An 18,500-nucleotide genomic window follows, 5' to 3' on the forward strand; every position below is an offset into this window, starting at 1 on the left:
AGTCGTTTTTATCAGAGCCATCTGGCTAACGCTACGCCCTCGGCCCGATCAGGCTTTCGCTGGCAGGCTCAGGCAGGCGACCACTTCCACCTGCATCGCGCGAGGGGAAGATCCCGAGCGACGATCAGGCCTTGGCAGGCAGGCTCAGGCGAGCAACGGCTTCCACGTGCATGGAGTGCGGGAACATGTCCACCGGCTGCACCTCCTCCAGCACGAAGCCCTGCTTGGCCAGCCAGGCGAGATCCCGGGCCAGGGTCTGGGGGTTGCAGGAGACATAGACCAGACGACGCGGCGCCATGGCCACCAGGGTCTGCAATACCGCCTTGTCACAGCCCTTGCGGGGCGGATCCATCACCACCACGTCGGCACTCACCCCGTCGGCATACAGGGCAGGCATCAGCTGCTCCGCCTTGCCCACGTGGAACTCGGTCTGCTCGATGCCGTTGAGGGCCGCATTGCGACGGGCGTCGCTGATGGCGCTCTCCACCGACTCGATCCCCACCACCTTGGCGGCCTTGCCTGCCAGGAACAGGGAGATGGTGCCGATGCCGCAATAGATGTCGAACACCGTCTCGCTGCCGGTCAGCTCGCAATACTCCAGCGCCTTGGAGTAGAGCACGTCGGTCTGGCTCGGGTTGTTCTGGAAGAAGGAGAGGGGCGAGATCTCGAATTCGAGCTCGTGGATCTTGTCGCGGATCACCCCGCTGCCCAGCAGCACCCGGTTCTTGTCACCCAGGATGCGGTTGGTACGCGCCTCGTTGATGTTCTGCACCAGGGTGGTGACCGGCAGATCCGCCAGGGCCGCCAGCAGCTCGGTTTCGAACGGCAGCGCTTCGCCCAGGGTCACCAGCACCACCATCAGCTCGCCGCTCTTGAAGCCCTTGCGGGTCATCAGGTTGCGCACGCAGCCGGTGTGGGCCACCTCGTCATAGGCCGCGATGTCGTGCTCGCGCATCCAGTTGCGTACCCGGGCATTGAGCTCCACGTGCAGCGAGTCCTGCACCGCGCAATCATCGGCGGTGATGAGGTCATGGGAGTGCTTGCGGTAGAAGCCGATCTCGGCGCCCGCCTCGCTGCCACGCACCGCGTACTGGGCCTTGTTGCGGTAGGCAAACGGCGTCTCCATGCCGAGGATGGGGTTGACCACGGCCTCACCCAGCCCGACCTGCTCCAGGGCGCTCTGCACCAGGCTCTGCTTGAGGGCAAGCTGGGCCGGATAGGCCAGCGGGCGCACCTGGCAGCCACCGCATTCGGTGTTGGGGCAAAAATCGGCCACCCGATCGGCAGAGGGCTGGGTCAACTCGACCAGCTTGCCGTGCAGGTAGTTCGGTTTGACCTCGGTCAACTCGACCAGCGCCTGCTCACCGGGCAGCAGACCCTCGACAAACAGGGGGCGATCGAACAGGCGACCCTTGCCATCCCCCTTGTCGGTCAGTTCCAGAATATCGATCTGATGTTGGTGTCCCACTAACGGCATGAGCGGCTCCGAAGGCATGAAAGAGAGGGTGACGACGGGGCAGACCCGGCGACCCCGAATAAAGGGTGGCAGAGTTTAGCGGAGATCCGCCCAAAATGCAGGCATAAAAGACCCCGCAAACACAAATAGCGACCCCGGCCACCAGCGGCCCGGTCCGGGCAGCCTGGCCAGTCCGCCCCAATAAAAAAACCGCCGGACGGGGCCGGCGGTATGACATTCATGGCAGCAGGATCAATGGCTGTAGGCTTTCTCGCCATGGCTGGTCACGTCCAGCCCTTCGCGCTCGGCATCTTCCTTCACCCTCAGACCGATCAGCAGGTCCACCAGCTTGTAGGCCACGGCCGAGACCAGGGCGGTCCAGACCACGGTCACCCCCACGCCGATGACCTGTACCTTGACCTGGGCCAGGATGGAGTATCCCTCGGCCACCTGGTTGGTCACATAGTCCCACACCCCGGTGCCGCCCAGATCCGGGCTGGCGAACACCCCGGTCAGCACGGCCCCCAGGATCCCGCACACCCCGTGCAGGCCGAACACGTCCAGGCTGTCATCGGCCCCCAGCAGACGCTTGAGACCGTGCACGCCCCACAAACCGGCCACACCGCTGAGCAGGCCGATGATGAGGGCGCCCCCCACACCGACGAAACCGGCGGCAGGGGTGATGGCGACCAGGCCCGCCACCGCACCGGACACGGCGCCAAGCAGGGAGGGACGGCCCTTCATCGCCCACTCGGCGAAGGTCCAGGAGAGGGCGGCAGCGGCCGGCGCGATCCAGGTGTTGGCGAAGGCCAGGGCCGCCGTGCCGTTGGCTTCGAGGGAGGAGCCGGCGTTGAAGCCGAACCAGCCGAACCACAGCAGGGCGGCACCGATCATGGTCATGGTCAGGCTGTGGGGGGTCATGGGGTCACGGCCATAGCCAACCCGTTTGCCCACCATGAAGGCCCCAACCAGACCGGCCACCGCGGCGTTGATGTGCACCACGGTGCCGCCGGCGAAGTCCAGAGCGCCGTGCTGGAACAGATAGCCTGCGGTGGCACCGGCCGCTTCGGCGGCGGCCGCATCCGTGTAGGCATCCGGACCCGCCCAGTACCACACCATGTGCGCCATCGGGATATAGGCGAAGGTGAACCAGATCACCGCGAACAGCAGCACCGCCGAGAACTTCATCCGCTCGGCAAAGCCGCCGACGATGAGCCCGCAGGTGATGGCGGCAAAGGCACCCTGGAACACCACGTAGATGAACTCGCTGATCCCGACCCCCTTGCTGAAGGTGGCGGCGATGGAATCCGGCGTCACCCCCATCAACAGCACCTTGTCGAAGGAGCCGTAGAAGGCGCCGCCCTCGGTGAAGGCCAGGGAGTAGCCGTAGACCACCCAGAGGACGGTGATGAGGCAGAACAGGGTGAACACCTGCATCAGCACGCTCAGCATGTTCTTGGCGCGCACCAGGCCGCCGTAGAAGAGGGCGAGGCCCGGCACGGACATCAGGATCACCAGGGCCGCCGCCACCATCAGCCAGGTATTGTCCCCCTTGTTGATGGTCACGGTCGCGGCCGCCTGTACCACATCGGCCTGCGCGGCCACCTCTTCGGCCCAGCCCGGGGCGGCCATGGTGGCGGCCAGCGCCAGCAGGCCAGTCATTACGAGTCTCTTGAACATACAGCCCTCTCCTTGTCGTCCCGGCATCCGGGTCCATTTCCTGATATGCATTTCCAACCTGGCCACCTGCCCACCGCACCTGTGTGGCTCACGGAGACATCATGGCGACATGACATGGGGAAAGCATAAAACAGGCCAAGAAAAATAATCCTTTTATTTCATGGCGTTATGTTTTTATCACATTCAACACGCACCATCTTGGCGCACGATGCCCGGTTACAGGGGGAAAATCGCACTTTGGCTGTGCATTGCCGGGAAAATGCACCAGGATGACCCAATCGCCTCACAATGACGGGGCGAACCCCTGGTGATGTCACCCTGGCAGGCTTATCTATCCCGCTAAGGTATTTATGAAATAAATGAAATGGGCCATACCATGGTGAAATCAAATGAGGCTGACGGCCAATATCCCCCCACCCGAGGGGCACAAGCACTTTAAGAGTGCAAACGCGCGCCATTCGTCTGGCCTGCCCCGAAATGCCCGGTCATACTGGCAAGCCATCTTCCCCTGTTCCCAGCGCCGCGAGGAGCCCATGCCCAATCTCAACGTGACCGAAATCAAGGCCTTCGTGCCTGCCCGGGATTTCACGCTGTCAAAGCAGTTCTATCAGGATCTCGGCTTTACCCTGGCCTCCGATGGCGACGGCGTGGCCTATTTTCATCTCGGCAACGCAAGCTTCCTGCTGCAGGATGGCAACCCCCCGGGGCTGGCCGAGCAGCTCATGATGCACCTCCTGGTGGAGGACGTGGCCGCCTGGCAGGCCCAAGTGGAGGCGAGCCAGGTCGCCGCCCGCTATGGCGTCCGGGTCACAGAGCTCGTCACCCAGCCGTGGCGCATGAAGGAGTTCTGTCTGTACGATCCCGCCGGCGTGCTGTGGCGCATCGCACAGAATATCGACTGAGGGGATGGCAGTCCGAGAGGCTGATGGCCTGAGAGCCTGAGAGCCTGTGGGTCTGAAGGTCTGAAGGTCTGAAGGTCTGAAGGTCTGAAGGTCTGAAGGTCTGAAGGTCTGAAGGTCTGAAGGTCTGAAGGTCTGAAGGTCTGAAGGTCTGAAGGTCTGAAGGTCTGAAGGTCTGAAGGTCTGAAGGTCTGAGGGTACACCTCTTCGCACCGCCCGGAAAAACAAAAGGCCATCCGCGAGGATGGCCTTTTGTCATGGAATCTGATGGTGCCCGGGGTCGGACTCGAACCGACACGTATTGCTACGGCGGATTTTGAATCCGCTGCGTCTACCGATTTCGCCACCCGGGCAGCTGCGAGGGATTATACGAATGGCGCTTGGCCATGCAAGGTGTTTTTCTTGCCCCCACCGTTGTTTGCTCATTTATTCAACGCCTTGCCGATGCCAGGCCAGTTACATAGAATGCCCGCATCATATTAATGGAATAATCATCATGGCCAAGCGCAAGACCCCCTCCCCTCTCCAGCCTGCTCCCCGGCATCCGTCTGCCGGTCTGCTGCGCCGTCTCGGCGCCCTGCTCTATGACTATCTGGTGGTGATTGCCCTGCTGATCATCGCCGGCTTCATCGGCATGGGGGTGGCCCACCTGCTGCTGGCCACCGGCATGGCGCACGTCCCCGAGGGCAAGGATGCCGCCTGGCTGCTCACCAGCCCCCTCTACAGCGCCTGGCTGGCCTTCGTCATCTGCGGTTTCTACACCTGGTTCTGGGTCCGCGCCGGCCAGACCATCGGCATGCGGGCCTGGCGCCTGCGCATCCAGAACCTGGACGGCAGCAACATTCGCGTCACCCAGGCCCTGATCCGGCTCGCTACCTCGGCCTTTGGCCTGGGCAACCTGCTGTGTGTGTTCAATCGCACCCGCCCCCGCGCCTTCCAGGACATCTGGGCCGAGTGCGAGGTGGTGGTGCTCGGCAAGACGGAAAACCTGGAGCAGCTCAATCGCTGATCCCAAGACGGCAACGCAAAAGGGCACCCCGAGGTGCCCTTTTTGTTGACCAGAACTGACTGCTTGCAGCCCAGAACCTTGACGGAAACGGTGCATCGAGAGCAATGGCCGCCTTTTGTCAGCAGCCCTCGCCCTTCAGGCTGCTACTGCTTGCGGCTCAGGATATAGAAGGAGATGCCGCCAAACAGCAGGCTGGGTGCGATGGCCGCGAGGATGGGCGGGACCGCATAGACCAGGCTGACCGGGCCGAACACCCTGTCGCTCACATAGACCGCGAAGCCGGTCATGATCCCCATCAGCATCCGCGCCCCCATGCTCACCGAGCGCAGCGGGCCGAAGATGAAGGAGGAGGCGAGCAGTATCATGGCCACCACGGAGAGCGGTGAGAGCAGCTTGCGCCACATCTCCAGCTTGTAGCGTCCGGCATCCTGCTTGTTGGCATCCAGATAACCGATGTAGTCCCGCAGCCCCGAGATGGGCAGGTTCTCGGGATCGATGCTGACCACCCCGAGCTGCTTGGGGGTCAGCTCGGATTGCCAGGCCATCTGGGCATGCTCTTCGTCCTGGATCCGGGTGGGATCGTCAAACCGGGTGATGTGCACCTGTTTCAGCAGCCAGTGGTGATCCTCGAACACGCCCTCCTTCGCCTGCACCACGTCGATCAGGTTGCGGGACGGAGTGAAGCGGTAGAGGGTGATGCCGGTCAGGGCGCCATCGTTGCGCACCCCGTTGATGTTGACGAAGTTGTTGCCATCCCGTGCCCAGACCCCGTAGGCCGAGACCGTAAGCCGCCCTTCCGACATGGCCCCCGCCTTGATGTCATCCGCCATCCGCTTGGCGGCCGGTGCGACGTACTCGCCCATCAGCCCCACCAGCAGCATCAGGGGAATGGCGGTCTTGAGCGCCGCCATGACGATGCTGATCTTGGAGCGTCCCGCCGCCTGCATCACCACCAGCTCGGAGCTGGTCGCGAGCTGGCCCAGACCGATGAGGCCACCGAGCAGGGCAGCCAGGGGGAAGAAGAGCACCGCCTCCTTGGGCATGGAGAGCAGCACGTAGTAGAGGGCGTTGAGCATGTCGTAGTTGCCTTCCCCGACCGCCTTCAACTGCTCCACGTACTTGATGAGCGCGGCGAGCCCGACCAGGGTCAGCTCGCACAGCAGGATCGACATGAAGATGACCCTGCCTATGTATCTATCGAGAATGCCGAACATCAGCAGAGACTCCCAGGTTGCAGCATCATGCTGACTTTCTCTTGAACAATTGCCCTTTGACCCCGTTCCACCAGCTGGTGCCCTGCAGGTTGAGAGGCAACCCTATCAGCAGCAGATAGACAAGGGGCACCAGGAACATCCCGGGCCAGTGGGGCAGACGCCCACTGTCGATGGCCGACCGGGCGGCGCTGAGCAGCAGGAAATAGGAGAGATAGAGCAGGATGGCCGGCAGCAGCTTGGCGTAACGCCCCTGACGGGGATTGACCCGCGCCATCGGCACCACCAGGAAGGTGAGCACCAGGATGGAGAGGGGCAGCGACAGGCGCCACTGCAATTCGGCCATCAGCTGATTGTCCTGGGTGCCGAGCAATGCCAGGGTCGGCTTGGCCGCCGCCTTGCGGTTGGATCGCTCCATCTCCTGTTGGCGGATCACCAGGCTGTATTCACGGAACTCCGAGACCTGGAACTGCTTGCCGGTGAAATGTCCCTCGTAGCGCGAGCCATCCTTCAGGGTCAGCCACTGCAAGCCGTTGCTGTCGGCGGTCACCTGCCCCTCGTTGGCCACCACCACTGACGGGGGTGAGCCACCCTCGGCCCGTTGCAGCACGAAGATTTTCTGCAACTCCGACCCCTTGTCGTTCAGATCCTGGATGTAGGCCACCAGGCGCCCCTTGTCGAGCTCCATGAAGCGGCCGGCCTGCAGGAAAGAGATACCGGGATCGGCCTTGAACTCGTCGATCACCTGGTACTCCCGCTCCTTGGCCTGGGGGGCGACCCAGCCGGTGTTGAACGCCGCGACGGCAGCGGTCAGCAAGGCCAGCACCAGGGCGCTGCCCATGATGAAACGGTGACTGAAACCCACCGCGTGCATCACCGTCATTTCGCTTTCAGCGTACAAACGGCCGTGAGCAAACAGAATGGCTAAAAACAGACTGATAGGCAGCATCAACAACGCCATATTCGGCAGGTTGAGCAGCAGGAGGGTGGATACCAGGCGCGTCGGCACCTCACCATCGGCGGCATCGCCAATGATCTGGATAAATTGCTGGCTGACGAAGATAAGCAGCAGCACGAACAGCACCGCCAGCTGGGTTTTCAGGGTCTCCCTGAACAAATATCGGAAAACGATCACAGTCATTCCCAAGTAAACTTGTGTTTTTAGTCGAATGCCTGAAAAATAGGGCCCTATATTGGATTTTTACCAGTTTGAACTGCGGAGCCTGTGACTGTTCGCTCCGCCTCTGATACCCCAACAAGCACCGCATTATTCAATAAATGGTGCCTTTTGTCTTTAGGATGTAGGAGATTCCATGGAGTTCAGTGTAAAGAGTGGCAGTCCTGAGAAGCAACGCAGTGCCTGCGTCGTGGTCGGCGTTTTTGAGCCCCGCCGCCTCTCTCCGGTTGCCGAACAGCTGGACAAGATCAGCGACGGCTACCTCAGCTCGCTGCTGCGCCGTGGCGACCTGGAAGGGAAACCGGGCCAGATGCTGCTGCTGCATCAAGTACCGGGCGTGCTCAGCGAGCGCGTACTGCTGGTCGGGTGCGGCAAGGAGCGCGAACTCGACGAGCGCCAGTACAAGCAGATCATCAACAAGACCATCACCACCCTGAACGAAACCGGCTCCATGGAAGCGGTCTGCTTCCTGACCGAGCTGCACGTCAAGGGTCGGGATACCTACTGGAAGGTGCGTCAGGCGGTGGAAACCACCAAGGCGGGCCTCTACAGCTTCGATCAGTTCAAGACCAACAAGGCCGAACCACGCCGTCCGCTGCGCAAGCTGGTCTTCAACGTGCCGACGCGTCGGGAACTGACCATAGGCGAGCGCGCCATCAACCACGGCCTGGCCGTGGCGAAAGGGGTGCGCATCTGCCGCGACGTGGCGAACATGCCGCCCAACGTCTGCAACCCCGCCTACCTCGCCTCCCAGGCCCGCCGTCTGGCGGATGCCTATGACAACATCACCACCAGGGTGGTGGGGGAGCAGGAGATGGCCGAGCTCGGCATGAACTCCTACCTCGCAGTGGCCCGCGGCTCCGAGAACGAAGCCATGATGGCCATCATCGAGTACAAGGGCAACGCCGACGCCAAGCCCATCGTGCTGGTGGGCAAGGGGCTGACCTTCGACTCCGGCGGCATCTCCATCAAGCCGGCAGACGGCATGGACGAGATGAAGTACGACATGGGTGGCGCCGCCTCCGTGCTCGGCACCATGCACGCCCTGGCCCAGTTGCAGCTGCCCATCAACGTCATCGGTGTGCTGGCGGGCTGCGAGAACATGCCGGGGGGCAACGCCTACCGCCCCGGTGACATCCTCACTACCATGTCCGGCCAGACCGTCGAGGTACTCAACACCGACGCCGAAGGCCGCCTGGTGCTGTGCGATGCCCTCACCTATGTGGACCGCTACGATCCCGAGACCGTGATCGACGTGGCGACCCTGACCGGTGCCTGCATCATCGCCCTTGGCCACCATACCTCTGGCCTCTTGGCGAACCACAACCCCCTGGCCCACGAGCTGCTCAACGCCTCCGAACAGGCCGGCGATCGCGCCTGGCGTCTGCCCCTGTTCGACGAGTATCAGGAGCAGCTGGAAAGCCCGTTCGCGGACATGGCCAACATCGGTGGCCGTCCGGCCGGTACCATCACCGCCGCCGCCTTCCTGTCGCGCTTCACCAAGAAGTACAACTGGGCCCACCTGGATATCGCAGGGACCGCCTGGAAGAGCGGCAAGGAGAAGGGCTCCACCGGCCGTCCTGTGCCCCTGCTGACCCAGTTCCTGCTCAACCGGGCCGGCGTGGCGGACGTCGAAGACAAGGAGTGATTCCCTTATCCATCGACTCGAAGAGCGATGCGAGAAGGCGTTACCCTGTATCACAAGGAAGAGGCCTGCCTCTTCCTTGTTTCATTGAGAGAATCCGGGAAGTCCGTGCCAGACGCGGCTCCCGAAGACGGCCAATCGCAGTCCGTCACAGCCAAACGGGACCGACCTGATGAGCCAAGTGACCTTTTACCTGATGAGCCAGCCCGATGATGCGGATGCCTCCGCCGTCGAGCGCCTCGCCTGCCAGCTTGCGGCCGATGGCTGGAGCGCAGGCCACCTCTATCTGCTGTGCGAGGACGAGGCCCAGGCCCTGCGTCTGGACGAACTGTTGTGGCAGTTGCCGCCCGATCGCTTCGTGCCGCACCAGTTGCAGGGGGAGAGCGGTCAGGCCCCGGTGGAGATAGGCTATCAGCCGCCACGGCGGCGCTATGCCAGCCTCATCAACCTGGCCCGGCAGACACCTTTGTTTGCAGGACACTTCGCTCAAGTGGTAGATTTTGTCCCCACTGACGAAACGCAAAAGCAGCAAGCCCGCGAGCGCTACAAGCACTATCGCCAGGCGGGCCATACCCTCGAGATGAGGGATCAGCCCGTCCTTGCCGCACCGGATCCGGCGCAGCCCTGACTGTGCCACCCTCGATCCACGACGAATCAACACCAGAATCCATCCATCCAGAATACGGCGAGACCATGGAAAAGACTTTTAATCACAACGCCATCGAACAGGCGCTCTACCAGCACTGGGAAGCCCAGGGTTACTTCAAGCCCCACGGCGACACCAGCAAAGACTCCTTCTGCATCATGATCCCGCCGCCGAACGTCACCGGCAGCCTGCACATGGGCCACGCCTTCCAGCAGACCCTGATGGACACCCTGATCCGCTACAACCGCATGCAGGGCAAGAACACCCTGTGGCAGGCGGGTACCGACCACGCTGGTATCGCCACCCAGATGGTGGTTGAGCGCAAGATCGCCGCCGAAGAGGGCAAGACCCGCCACGATTACGGCCGGGAAGCCTTCATCGACAAGATCTGGCAGTGGAAGGAAGAGTCCGGTGGCACCATCACCCGTCAGATGCGCCGTCTGGGTGACTCCGTGGACTGGGAGCGCGAGCGCTTCACCATGGATGAGGGCCTCTCCGCCGCCGTCCAGGAAGTGTTCGTGCGCCTGTACGAAGACGGCCTGATGTATCGCGGCAAGCGTCTGGTGAACTGGGATCCCAAGCTCAACACCGCCATCTCCGACCTGGAAGTGGAAAACCGCGAGATCAAGGGCCACATGTGGCACCTTCGCTACCCGCTGGCCAACGGTGCCAAGACCGCCGAAGGCAAGGATCACCTGATCGTCGCCACCACCCGTCCGGAAACCATGCTGGGCGATACCGCCGTGGCCGTGAACCCGGAAGACCCCCGCTACAAGGCGCTGATCGGCCAGCACATCCTGCTGCCGCTGGTGAACCGTCTGATCCCCATCGTTGCCGACGAACACGCCGACATGGAGAAGGGCACCGGCTGCGTGAAGATCACCCCGGCCCACGACTTCAACGACAACGAAGTGGGCAAGCGCCACAACCTGCCGATGATCAACATCTTCACCCTGGACGCCCACGTGCGTGCCGAGGCCGAAGTGGTCGATACCAATGGCAACCCGAGCACCGCCTATGACGCCGCCCTGCCGACCGAGTTCGCCGGGATGGAGCGCTTCGCCGCCCGCAAGGCCATCGTCGCCAAGCTGGACGAGCTGGGCCTCCTGGCCGAGATCAAGGATCATGTGCTGCAACAGCCTTACGGCGATCGCGGCGGCGTGCCCATCGAGCCCATGCTGACCGACCAGTGGTACGTGCGCGTGGCCCCCATGGCCAAGACCGCCATCGAGGCGGTGGAAGATGGCCGCATCCAGTTCGTGCCGAAGCAGTACGAAAACATGTACTTCTCCTGGATGCGCGACATTCAGGACTGGTGCGTCTCCCGTCAGCTGTGGTGGGGTCACCGCATCCCGGCCTGGTATGACGATGCCGGCAACGTCTACGTGGGCCGCAACGAAGAGGAAGTGCGCGCCAAGCACAGCATCCCGTCCGTGACCGTGCTGCGTCAGGACGAAGACGTGCTCGACACCTGGTTCAGCTCCGCCCTGTGGACCTTCTCCACCCTGGGCTGGCCGAACAACACCGAGGCGCTCAAGACCTTCCACCCGACCGACGTGTTGATGAGCGGCTTCGACATCATCTTCTTCTGGATTGCCCGGATGATCATGATGACCATGCACTTCATCAAGGACGAGAACGGCCAGCCGCAAGTCCCGTTCAAGACCGTCTACATCACCGGCCTCATCCGTGACGAAGAAGGCCAGAAGATGTCCAAGTCCATGGGCAACGTGCTGGACCCCCTCGACATGATCGACGGCATCTCCCTGGAAGACCTGCTGGAGAAGCGCACCGGCAACATGATGCGGCCGCAGATGGCCGAGAAGATCGCCAAGCGCACCGCCAAGCAGTTCCCGGAAGGGATCGAGGCCCACGGCACCGACGCCATGCGCTTCACCCTGGCGGCGCTCGCCTCCACCGGTCGTGACATCAACTGGGACATGAAGCGTCTGGATGGCTACAACAACTTCTGCAACAAGCTGTGGAACGCCTCCCGCTATGTGCTGATGAACACCGAAGATCAGGATTGCGGCTTTGCCGGTGGCGAGATGCAGTTCAGCCTGGCGGATCGCTGGATCCAGTCCCAGCTGCAAGTGGCCATCCGTGACTTCCGAACCGCCCTCGATACCTACCGCTTCGACATCGCGGCAGGCGTGCTGTACGAATTTATCTGGAACCAGTTCTGTGACTGGTATCTGGAGCTGACCAAGCCGGTACTGACCAAGGGCTCCGAGGCCGAGCAGCGCGCTGCCCGCCACACCCTCGTCAGCGTCCTTGAGACCCTGCTGCGCCTGGCACACCCGATCATCCCGTTCATCACCGAGACCATCTGGAAATCGGTCGCCCCGCTGGCCGGCGTACACGCCGACACCATCATGATTCAGGCTTTCCCGGAATTCGACGCCGCCAAGGTGGACGAAGCCGCGATGGCGGATCAGGAGTGGGTGAAGGAGTTCATCGTCAGCATCCGCAACATCCGCGCCGAGATGAACGTGGCCCCGAGCGTGCCCCTCAACGTGCTGCTCCAGTGCGATGCCAAGGATGCCCAGCGCGCTCAGGGCAACGAGGCCTTCCTCAAATCCCTGGCCCGTCTGGAATCCATTCGCGTGCTTGGCGCAGGTGAAACCGCCCCGCTGTCGGTGAAGAAGCTGATCGGTGCCACCGAGCTGATGATCCCGATGGCCGGTCTCATCGACAAGGAAGCCGAACTGGCCCGTCTGGCCAAAGAGGTGGCCCGTCTGGTGGGCGAGTGCGGCCGCATCGAAGGCAAGCTCGGCAACGAAGCCTTCGTCGCCAAGGCGCCGGAAGCGGTCATCATCAAGGAGCGCGAGAAGCTGGAAGATTACCGTCTCCAGCTGACCAAGCTGGAAGCCCAGCAGGCCGAGATCGCCGCGCTCTAAGCCACAGCGCAACATGACAAGCCCCCGTTTATCGGGGGCTTTTTCATGTCAGGGGTTCAGTTCTCCCTCTCCTGCCCCGCAGTTTTATCCCTCCCGCCGGGACGATATTCAAAAATTCACGAGCCAAATCACCTCCTTTCACAAGCGCAGAGCCCGCAAATTCATTACACTGCCAGCGGTCTTTTCTATCGGGAGTGCTGCTGCAGTATGGAAATATTGATCCTGTTTGGATTGATTTTGCTCAATGGCGTCTTCGCCATGTCGGAAATCGCCATCGTGACGGCACGCAAGGCACGCCTCGCCAAAATGGCGAGCGAAGGGAGCCGCTCCGCCGCCATCGCCCTCAAGCTCGGGGAAGATCCGACCCATTTCCTCTCCGCCGTGCAGATCGGCATCACCAGCATCGGTCTGCTCAACGGTATCTATGGCGAGTCCCTGCTGGCCCAGCCCTTCGCTCTCTGGCTGCAGGAGTGGGGGCTCTCCCCCAAGAGCAGCAGCCTGCTCGCCACCGTCATCGTGGTCGTGCTGGTCACCTATCTCTCCATCGTGGTAGGGGAGCTCGTGCCCAAACGCCTCGGACAACTCAGCGCCGAGCGCATCGCCTGTCTGGTAGCCCGCCCCATGCTCTGGCTGGCGACCCTGACCCGTCCCTTCGTCTGGTTGCTCTCCGCCTCCACCAACGCCAGCCTGCGGCTGCTGCGGGTCGATCAGCGCAGCAGCAACAACGTCACTCAGGAGGAGATCCACGCCATGCTGGTGGAGGGCTCCGAAGCGGGGGTGATCGAGGACCATGAGCACACTATGTTGCGCAACGTGTTCCGCCTCGACGAACGCAGCCTGGCCTCCCTGATGGTGCCGCGCAGCGACATCCGCTATCTGGACCTGTCACTGCCGCTGGAAGTGAACCTCCAACGTCTGGCGGAGTATCGCCACAGCTTCTTCCCTGTCTGTGACGGCAGCCTGTCGGATCTCGTCGGCATCCTCAACGTCAGCAAGGTGCTGCACGCCTACATCAAGGGAGAGCCCATCGATCTGGCGGCGCTGACCCAGGACGGCAGCCTGCTGCCGGAGACCCTCAACGGCCTGGAGCTGCTCAACCACTTCCGTACCCACTCCGAGCACATGGTGCTGGTGGTGGACGAATATGGCGAGCTGCAGGGGCTGGTCACCCAGCAGGATCTGCTGGAAACCCTGGCCGGCGACTTCCAGCAGGAAGATGGGGAGGACAACTGGGCCTTCCAGCGTGCCGACGGCAGCTGGCTGCTCGACGGCCTCATTCCGCTGCCAGAATTGAAGGACTGTCTGGAGCTGGTTCGTCTGCCGGAAGAAGAAAAACATCACTATCACACCCTTGGAGGGCTTATCATGCTGCTCCTTGGCCGCCTTCCCCAGACCGGAGACCTGGTCACCCTGGAACAGTGGCAACTGGAAATCGTGGATATGGACGGCCTGCGCATCGACAAGGTACTTGCCATGCCCTTGACCGACCAACCCAGCTAACCTGCGGAGTTTGCATGTATGGAGCAGTTTTACCACCTGGCTCACGCCTTTATGCATCAGGATCTGGCGACACTCTCTGATCCCAAGATGGTCTTCATGGTCTATGTCGTCCTGCTGACCTTCCTGGTGCTCGAGAATGGTTTTATCCCCACCGCCTTCCTGCCAGGGGATACCCTGCTAATCCTGACCGGCGTGCTGATCTATCAGGGGGTGTTGCCGATGGCGGTGGTCCCGCTGCTGATCATGGCGACCTTCGTCGGTACCTGGCTTGGCTACATGCAGGGGCGTTTCCTCGGCCACACCCGGATGTATCACAGGCTGATGTCCCACCTTGATGACAAGCACAAGGAGAAGGTGCACTACCTGCTCAACAAGTACGGCATCATCACCCTGATCACCGCCCGCTACATCGCCTTCGTGCGTACCGCCTACCCCTATATCGTCGGCGCCAACGAGATCCCCCAGGGGCGCTTCCTGGTGGTCAACCTGATCAGCTCCATCATGTGGATCTGCCCCCTGGTCGGGCTGGGTTACTACCTGAGCCACACCAAGCTGGCCGCGCAGTATGAGTCCCAATTTCTCAGTGTCATTCTCTACCTGCCGGTCGTGCTGCTGGTGGGCGGCCTCATCGCTCTGGTCTGGCGCTGGTGGAGCAGACGCAAGCCCGGCGTCTCCAGAGAGTGAGACAAGCCACAGGGTCGCCCACAGGCGGCCCTTTTTTATGGAAAATAGTGGCGAATTCCCCCTGCTCGCTCTTGTAAAGCAGGGGCAAAAATGAGTGAATCTAGCGCCTTTTTTCGCTGTGGATGGAGTTGGTTGTATGGGGTGTTGGATTCGCGCAATCGCGCTGGTAGGTGGATTGATGGGACTGCTGGGTTCGCAGACAGCCCTGGCGACTCCCGACCCGGCCAAGCTGCAGCTCAAATCGGGCAGTGCCCTGGTGATGGACGTCAACACCGGCAAGACCCTGTATCAGAAAAACCCCACCCGGGTGCGCCCCATCGCCTCCCTCACCAAGCTGATGACGGCGCTGGTGGTGCTGGATGCCCGCCAGAACCTCAATCAGACCCTGACCATCGATCAGAACGACAGGGACAACATCAAGCACACCTATTCACGGGTGCGCATGGGCACCCAGATCAGCCGCCGCGACGCCCTGCATCTGGCGCTGATGTCCTCCGAGAACCGCATGGCCTCGGCGCTTGCCCGCCACTACCCGGGGGGTCGCCAGGCCTTCATCCGCGCCATGAACAACAAGGCCAGACAGCTCGGCATGCGCAACACCCGCTACTATGACTCCACCGGTCTCTCCACCCGCAACGTCTCCACCGCCCAGGATCTAGCCAAGCTCCTCTCTGCGGCCTATCGACAGCCGCTGATCCGTGAATTCACCCAGGACACCAGCAGGGAGATGCGCTTTGGCAAGCCGGCCTACAGCCTGATGTTCAATAATACCAACCCCCTGGTGAAGAACCCGGACTGGGATGTACGCCTCTCCAAGACAGGCTATACCGACGAAGCGGGCCGCTGCCTGCTGATGCGTGCCAAACCGGATCGTCAGGAGCTCGCCATCGTACTGCTCAACTCGGTGGGCAAACGCACCCCTGTCGGGGATGCCAACCGCATCCGCAAGTGGCTGAAAAGCTGATTCTTTCCACGAAGACATAAAAGGATGCCGCGGCATCCTTTTTTATTGCCCGCCAAACGCCACAGCAGACCGCCAGAGGCCGCCAGCCCCGCACAGCATAGATGCGCATGGTTTGGGCACCCAGGCCGCCACAGGCACGGCCACGGGATGCGTCAGCAGCCTGCCAGGCAAGATACGTCGAGAGTGGTGACCCGGGGGCACGTGCAGCCAGGGGGAACCGTCCCCCGTGGGGGCGTCAGGGAGAAGGACACGAGAGAGACAACCCCATGATGGGTAGGAGGATATCGCCCATAAAAAAACAGCCCCGACTGACGTCGAGGCTGTCTGTATGGTGCGCCCGAGAGGATTCGAACCTCTGACCACCTGGTTCGTAGCCAGGTACTCTATCCAGCTGAGCTACGGGCGCTCACAACTTGTTGCACTGCTTGAAATATGGTGCGCCCGAGAGGATTCGAACCTCTGACCACCTGGTTCGTAGCCAGGTACTCTATCCAGCTGAGCTACGGGCGCTCATAAATTGTTGCACTGCTTGAAACATGGTGCGCCCGAGAGGATTCGAACCTCTGACCACCTGGTTCGTAGCCAGGTACTCTATCCAGCTGAGCTACGGGCGCTCATAAATCATTGTATTGCTTGAAATGGTGCGCCCGAGAGGATTCGAACCTCTGACCACCTGGTTCGTAGCCAGGTACTCTATCCAGCTGAGCTACGGGCGCCCTGTTTTCAAACGATAAAAAAAGCTTACTCAACAGTAAGCCTTCTTTAGTGCCGACTTGCTGATGGTCAACACATGACTCCAAGAGTCAAATATGGTGCGCCCGAGAGGATTCGAACCTCTGACCACCTGGTTCGTAGCCAGGTACTCTATCCAGCTGAGCTACGGGCGCAAAATGGCGGAGAAGGGGGGATTCGAACCCCCGATGCGGGTATAAGCCGCATACTCCCTTAGCAGGGGAGCGCCTTCAGCCTCTCGGCCACCTCTCCGTTTGCGGGGCTGATAATACTTCACAGGGATTTTTAGTCAAACACTTTTTTGGAGAAAACAGAGCGTTCGCTCAGCATTTGGCCAAAGAGTGGAATATTCAAGCAATATCGACACTTACCCAGTAGTTACGCGCTCTGCAGGCCGATTTGCAGGCCCCTGAAAAACAAAAGGCGACATCCGGGATGTCGCCTTCAGGCAGCCATGAAATGGCTTAGAAATTCGGTTGGCCCGGGACTTTCTCGGCCTGTATCCGCATGTAGATCTCTTCGCGGTGTACGGAAACCTCTTTCGGTGCATTCACACCGATACGAACCTGGTTCCCTTTTACGCCCAGTACGGTAACGGTTACTTCGTCACCAATCATCAGGGTTTCCCCTACACGACGAGTCAAAATAAGCATTCGCTTGCTCCTGTATCCTGTTTTGTATTTATATCGATATGCGCCATTATCTTACAAAGATACCGATATGGTAAATGGTTGAAACTAAATCAATCAGGGATTGTTTCCCAAGGGCTGCTCATGAGGCTCTTGATCCAACCCGAACGCCGAGTGCAACGAACGCACGGCCAGCTCCAGGTACTTCTCGTCAATCACCACGGATATCTTGATTTCAGAGGTGGAGATCAGCTGCATGTTGATCCCTTCCTCACCCAATACCTTGAACATGGTGCGCGCTACACCAGGATGATTCCACATGCCGACCCCGACGATGGAGACCTTGGCGATCTCTCCGTTGCCCTGCACGCAGGCGGCCCCCAGCTCGCTGGCGGTCTCCTCCAGCAAGGCGCGGGCCCGGCGATAATCATCACGATTCACCGTGAAGGTGAAATCGGCGGTGCCATCCCCCATGGTGTTCTGCACTATCATGTCGACATCTATGTTGGCGTCGCTGATCGGATTCAGGATCTGCGCGGCCACGGTCGGCCTGTCCGGCACACCCAGAATGGTCAGGCTGGCCTCGTTGCGATTGAACGCAATGCCGGATACCAGGGGTGCTTCCATCCTCTCACCTCCATATGTGATTAAGGTTCCCTCTCCGTCGACGAAACTCGACAGCACCCTTAGCGGCACGCGGTACTTGCCCGCGAACTCGACCGAACGGATCTGCAACACCTTGGCTCCGAGACTCGCCATCTCGAGCATCTCCTCGAAGGTGATGGTATCGAGGCGACGCGCCTTGGGTTCGATGCGCGGATCCGTGGTATACACCCCGTCCACATCGGTAAAGATCTGGCACTCATCGGCCTTGATGGCCGCAGCCACGGCCACCGCGGTGGTATCCGAACCACCTCGGCCCAGGGTAGTGATGGCATTGTGCTCATCGCGCCCCTGGAAACCGGCAATCACTACCACCTTGCCGGCACCGAGTGCGGCTTCCACCTGCTCGGTGTCGATACGGGTGATGCGCGCCTTGCCATAGGCGGAATCGGTGTGGATGCGGACCTGATCACCGGTCATCGAGACTGCGGGGCAACCGCGCTTGTTGAGCGCAATCGCCAGCAGTGCAATGGTGACCTGCTCACCGGTGGAGATCAGCACATCCATCTCGCGCCGGTTGGCATCCTGGTCCAGCTGCTGGGCCATGCCCAGCAACCGGTTGGTTTCGCCCGACATGGCTGAGACCACCACCACCACGTCATGTCCCTGGGCACGGGTCAGTTGAACCCGCTCAGCAACTGCCTCGATCCGCTCCAGCGTGCCGACCGAGGTGCCACCGTACTTCTGTACATAGAGTGCCACAGA

Annotated in this window: 14 protein-coding genes and 7 tRNA genes; 8 read left to right on the top strand and 13 right to left on the bottom strand. The window is 61.3% G+C overall.

Going from position 1 to position 18,500, the window contains the following annotated elements; genetic code table 11:
- Positions 1-124 precede the first annotated feature (124 nt).
- Together rlmD and amt are read right to left on the bottom strand one after the other, a co-directional pair.
- Entirely contained in the window at positions 125-1,477 is a 1,353-nt protein-coding gene (gene rlmD, locus AB5Y47_RS10200) for a 23S rRNA (uracil(1939)-C(5))-methyltransferase RlmD (protein WP_368220202.1), read from the bottom strand.
- Between the two features lie 231 nt (positions 1,478-1,708).
- Positions 1,709-3,136 (bottom strand): ammonium transporter, encoded by a 1,428-nt coding sequence (gene amt, locus AB5Y47_RS10205; protein WP_010673021.1) that lies wholly within the window; start codon positions 3,134-3,136, stop codon positions 1,709-1,711.
- Between the two features lie 533 nt (positions 3,137-3,669).
- On the opposite strand from amt, the gene AB5Y47_RS10210 reads away from it, so the two are divergent.
- Positions 3,670-4,038: a VOC family protein gene (locus tag AB5Y47_RS10210; protein ID WP_041210920.1), complete on the top strand. Its 369-nt coding sequence runs from the start codon at positions 3,670-3,672 to the stop codon at positions 4,036-4,038.
- Positions 4,039-4,303: 265 nt separating this feature from the next.
- Here AB5Y47_RS10210 and AB5Y47_RS10215 read toward each other — a convergent pair.
- Positions 4,304-4,388 (bottom strand) — tRNA-Leu (locus AB5Y47_RS10215).
- Between the two features lie 143 nt (positions 4,389-4,531).
- On the opposite strand from AB5Y47_RS10215, the gene AB5Y47_RS10220 reads away from it, so the two are divergent.
- Positions 4,532-5,044 (top strand): RDD family protein, encoded by a 513-nt coding sequence (locus AB5Y47_RS10220; RefSeq protein ID WP_191967194.1) that lies wholly within the window; start codon positions 4,532-4,534, stop codon positions 5,042-5,044.
- A 143-nt stretch (positions 5,045-5,187) separates the two neighbouring features.
- Here the strand turns inward: AB5Y47_RS10220 and lptG are convergent, their stop codons facing one another.
- Both lptG and lptF read right to left on the bottom strand, forming a co-directional pair.
- On the bottom strand, positions 5,188-6,258 hold the full coding sequence (gene lptG / locus AB5Y47_RS10225; protein ID WP_010672962.1) for an LPS export ABC transporter permease LptG: 1,071 nt from the start codon (positions 6,256-6,258) through the stop codon (positions 5,188-5,190).
- A 25-nt stretch (positions 6,259-6,283) separates the two neighbouring features.
- The gene (gene lptF, locus AB5Y47_RS10230) at positions 6,284-7,396 is read right to left on the bottom strand and encodes an LPS export ABC transporter permease LptF (RefSeq protein WP_029313726.1); all 1,113 of its coding nucleotides are present in this window, start codon (positions 7,394-7,396) and stop codon (positions 6,284-6,286) included.
- A 172-nt stretch (positions 7,397-7,568) separates the two neighbouring features.
- On the opposite strand from lptF, the gene pepA reads away from it, so the two are divergent.
- The 6 genes from pepA (at position 7,569) to pbpG (ending at position 15,771) form a co-directional block, all read left to right on the top strand.
- Positions 7,569-9,080 carry a leucyl aminopeptidase gene (gene pepA / locus AB5Y47_RS10235; protein ID WP_010672960.1) on the top strand — a complete coding sequence of 504 codons (1,512 nt, stop codon included), beginning with the start codon at positions 7,569-7,571 and terminating at the stop codon, positions 9,078-9,080.
- 169 nt (positions 9,081-9,249) lie between these two features.
- Positions 9,250-9,705: a DNA polymerase III subunit chi gene (locus AB5Y47_RS10240; protein ID WP_368220203.1), complete on the top strand. Its 456-nt coding sequence runs from the start codon at positions 9,250-9,252 to the stop codon at positions 9,703-9,705.
- Positions 9,706-9,770: 65 nt separating this feature from the next.
- A complete protein-coding gene (locus tag AB5Y47_RS10245) occupies positions 9,771-12,623 on the top strand; it encodes a valine--tRNA ligase (RefSeq protein ID WP_368220204.1) in 2,853 nt (950 codons plus the stop codon).
- Between the two features lie 207 nt (positions 12,624-12,830).
- A complete protein-coding gene (locus tag AB5Y47_RS10250) occupies positions 12,831-14,123 on the top strand; it encodes a hemolysin family protein (RefSeq protein ID WP_368220205.1) in 1,293 nt (430 codons plus the stop codon).
- An 18-nt stretch (positions 14,124-14,141) separates the two neighbouring features.
- Positions 14,142-14,807, top strand: a complete 666-nt coding sequence (locus AB5Y47_RS10255; protein WP_010672956.1) for a DedA family protein — start codon at positions 14,142-14,144, stop codon at positions 14,805-14,807.
- Positions 14,808-14,943: 136 nt separating this feature from the next.
- Positions 14,944-15,771: a D-alanyl-D-alanine endopeptidase gene (pbpG, locus tag AB5Y47_RS10260; RefSeq protein ID WP_368220206.1), complete on the top strand. Its 828-nt coding sequence runs from the start codon at positions 14,944-14,946 to the stop codon at positions 15,769-15,771.
- 329 nt (positions 15,772-16,100) lie between these two features.
- On the opposite strand, the gene AB5Y47_RS10265 is transcribed toward pbpG, so the two are convergent.
- The 8 genes from AB5Y47_RS10265 to AB5Y47_RS10300 all read right to left on the bottom strand — a co-directional run bounded on the left by AB5Y47_RS10265 (position 16,101) and on the right by AB5Y47_RS10300 (position 18,497).
- Positions 16,101-16,177 (bottom strand) — tRNA-Arg (locus AB5Y47_RS10265).
- Between the two features lie 27 nt (positions 16,178-16,204).
- A tRNA-Arg gene (locus AB5Y47_RS10270) sits at positions 16,205-16,281 on the bottom strand.
- Positions 16,282-16,308: 27 nt separating this feature from the next.
- Positions 16,309-16,385 (bottom strand) — tRNA-Arg (locus AB5Y47_RS10275).
- A 25-nt stretch (positions 16,386-16,410) separates the two neighbouring features.
- Positions 16,411-16,487 (bottom strand) — tRNA-Arg (locus tag AB5Y47_RS10280).
- Between the two features lie 94 nt (positions 16,488-16,581).
- A tRNA-Arg gene (locus AB5Y47_RS10285) sits at positions 16,582-16,658 on the bottom strand.
- 4 nt (positions 16,659-16,662) lie between these two features.
- Positions 16,663-16,755: transfer RNA gene (locus tag AB5Y47_RS10290), tRNA-Ser, on the bottom strand.
- 212 nt (positions 16,756-16,967) lie between these two features.
- Complete coding sequence (csrA, locus tag AB5Y47_RS10295; RefSeq protein WP_005315760.1) at positions 16,968-17,156, bottom strand: carbon storage regulator CsrA; 189 nt, start codon at positions 17,154-17,156, stop codon at positions 16,968-16,970.
- 93 nt (positions 17,157-17,249) lie between these two features.
- On the bottom strand, positions 17,250-18,497 hold the full coding sequence (locus AB5Y47_RS10300; protein WP_010672822.1) for an aspartate kinase: 1,248 nt from the start codon (positions 18,495-18,497) through the stop codon (positions 17,250-17,252).
- Positions 18,498-18,500: the final 3 nt, after the last annotated feature.

The sequence above is a fragment of the Aeromonas sp. R7-2 genome, from assembly GCF_040908105.1.
Lineage (GTDB): Bacteria > Pseudomonadota > Gammaproteobacteria > Enterobacterales > Aeromonadaceae > Aeromonas > Aeromonas caviae.

Coding starts and splice junctions, on each gene's coding strand:
- csrA (WP_005315760.1), bottom strand. CDS start 17,156: ATGCTTATTTTGACTCGTCGTGTAGGGGAAACCCTGATGATTGGTGAC.
- lptG (WP_010672962.1), bottom strand. CDS start 6,258: ATGTTCGGCATTCTCGATAGATACATAGGCAGGGTCATCTTCATGTCG.
- rlmD (WP_368220202.1), bottom strand. CDS start 1,477: ATGCCGTTAGTGGGACACCAACATCAGATCGATATTCTGGAACTGACC.
- AB5Y47_RS10245 (WP_368220204.1), top strand. CDS start 9,771: ATGGAAAAGACTTTTAATCACAACGCCATCGAACAGGCGCTCTACCAG.
- amt (WP_010673021.1), bottom strand. CDS start 3,136: ATGTTCAAGAGACTCGTAATGACTGGCCTGCTGGCGCTGGCCGCCACC.
- pbpG (WP_368220206.1), top strand. CDS start 14,944: ATGGGGTGTTGGATTCGCGCAATCGCGCTGGTAGGTGGATTGATGGGA.
- AB5Y47_RS10255 (WP_010672956.1), top strand. CDS start 14,142: ATGGAGCAGTTTTACCACCTGGCTCACGCCTTTATGCATCAGGATCTG.
- lptF (WP_029313726.1), bottom strand. CDS start 7,396: ATGACTGTGATCGTTTTCCGATATTTGTTCAGGGAGACCCTGAAAACC.
- AB5Y47_RS10220 (WP_191967194.1), top strand. CDS start 4,532: ATGGCCAAGCGCAAGACCCCCTCCCCTCTCCAGCCTGCTCCCCGGCAT.
- AB5Y47_RS10250 (WP_368220205.1), top strand. CDS start 12,831: ATGGAAATATTGATCCTGTTTGGATTGATTTTGCTCAATGGCGTCTTC.
- AB5Y47_RS10210 (WP_041210920.1), top strand. CDS start 3,670: ATGCCCAATCTCAACGTGACCGAAATCAAGGCCTTCGTGCCTGCCCGG.
- pepA (WP_010672960.1), top strand. CDS start 7,569: ATGGAGTTCAGTGTAAAGAGTGGCAGTCCTGAGAAGCAACGCAGTGCC.
- AB5Y47_RS10240 (WP_368220203.1), top strand. CDS start 9,250: ATGAGCCAAGTGACCTTTTACCTGATGAGCCAGCCCGATGATGCGGAT.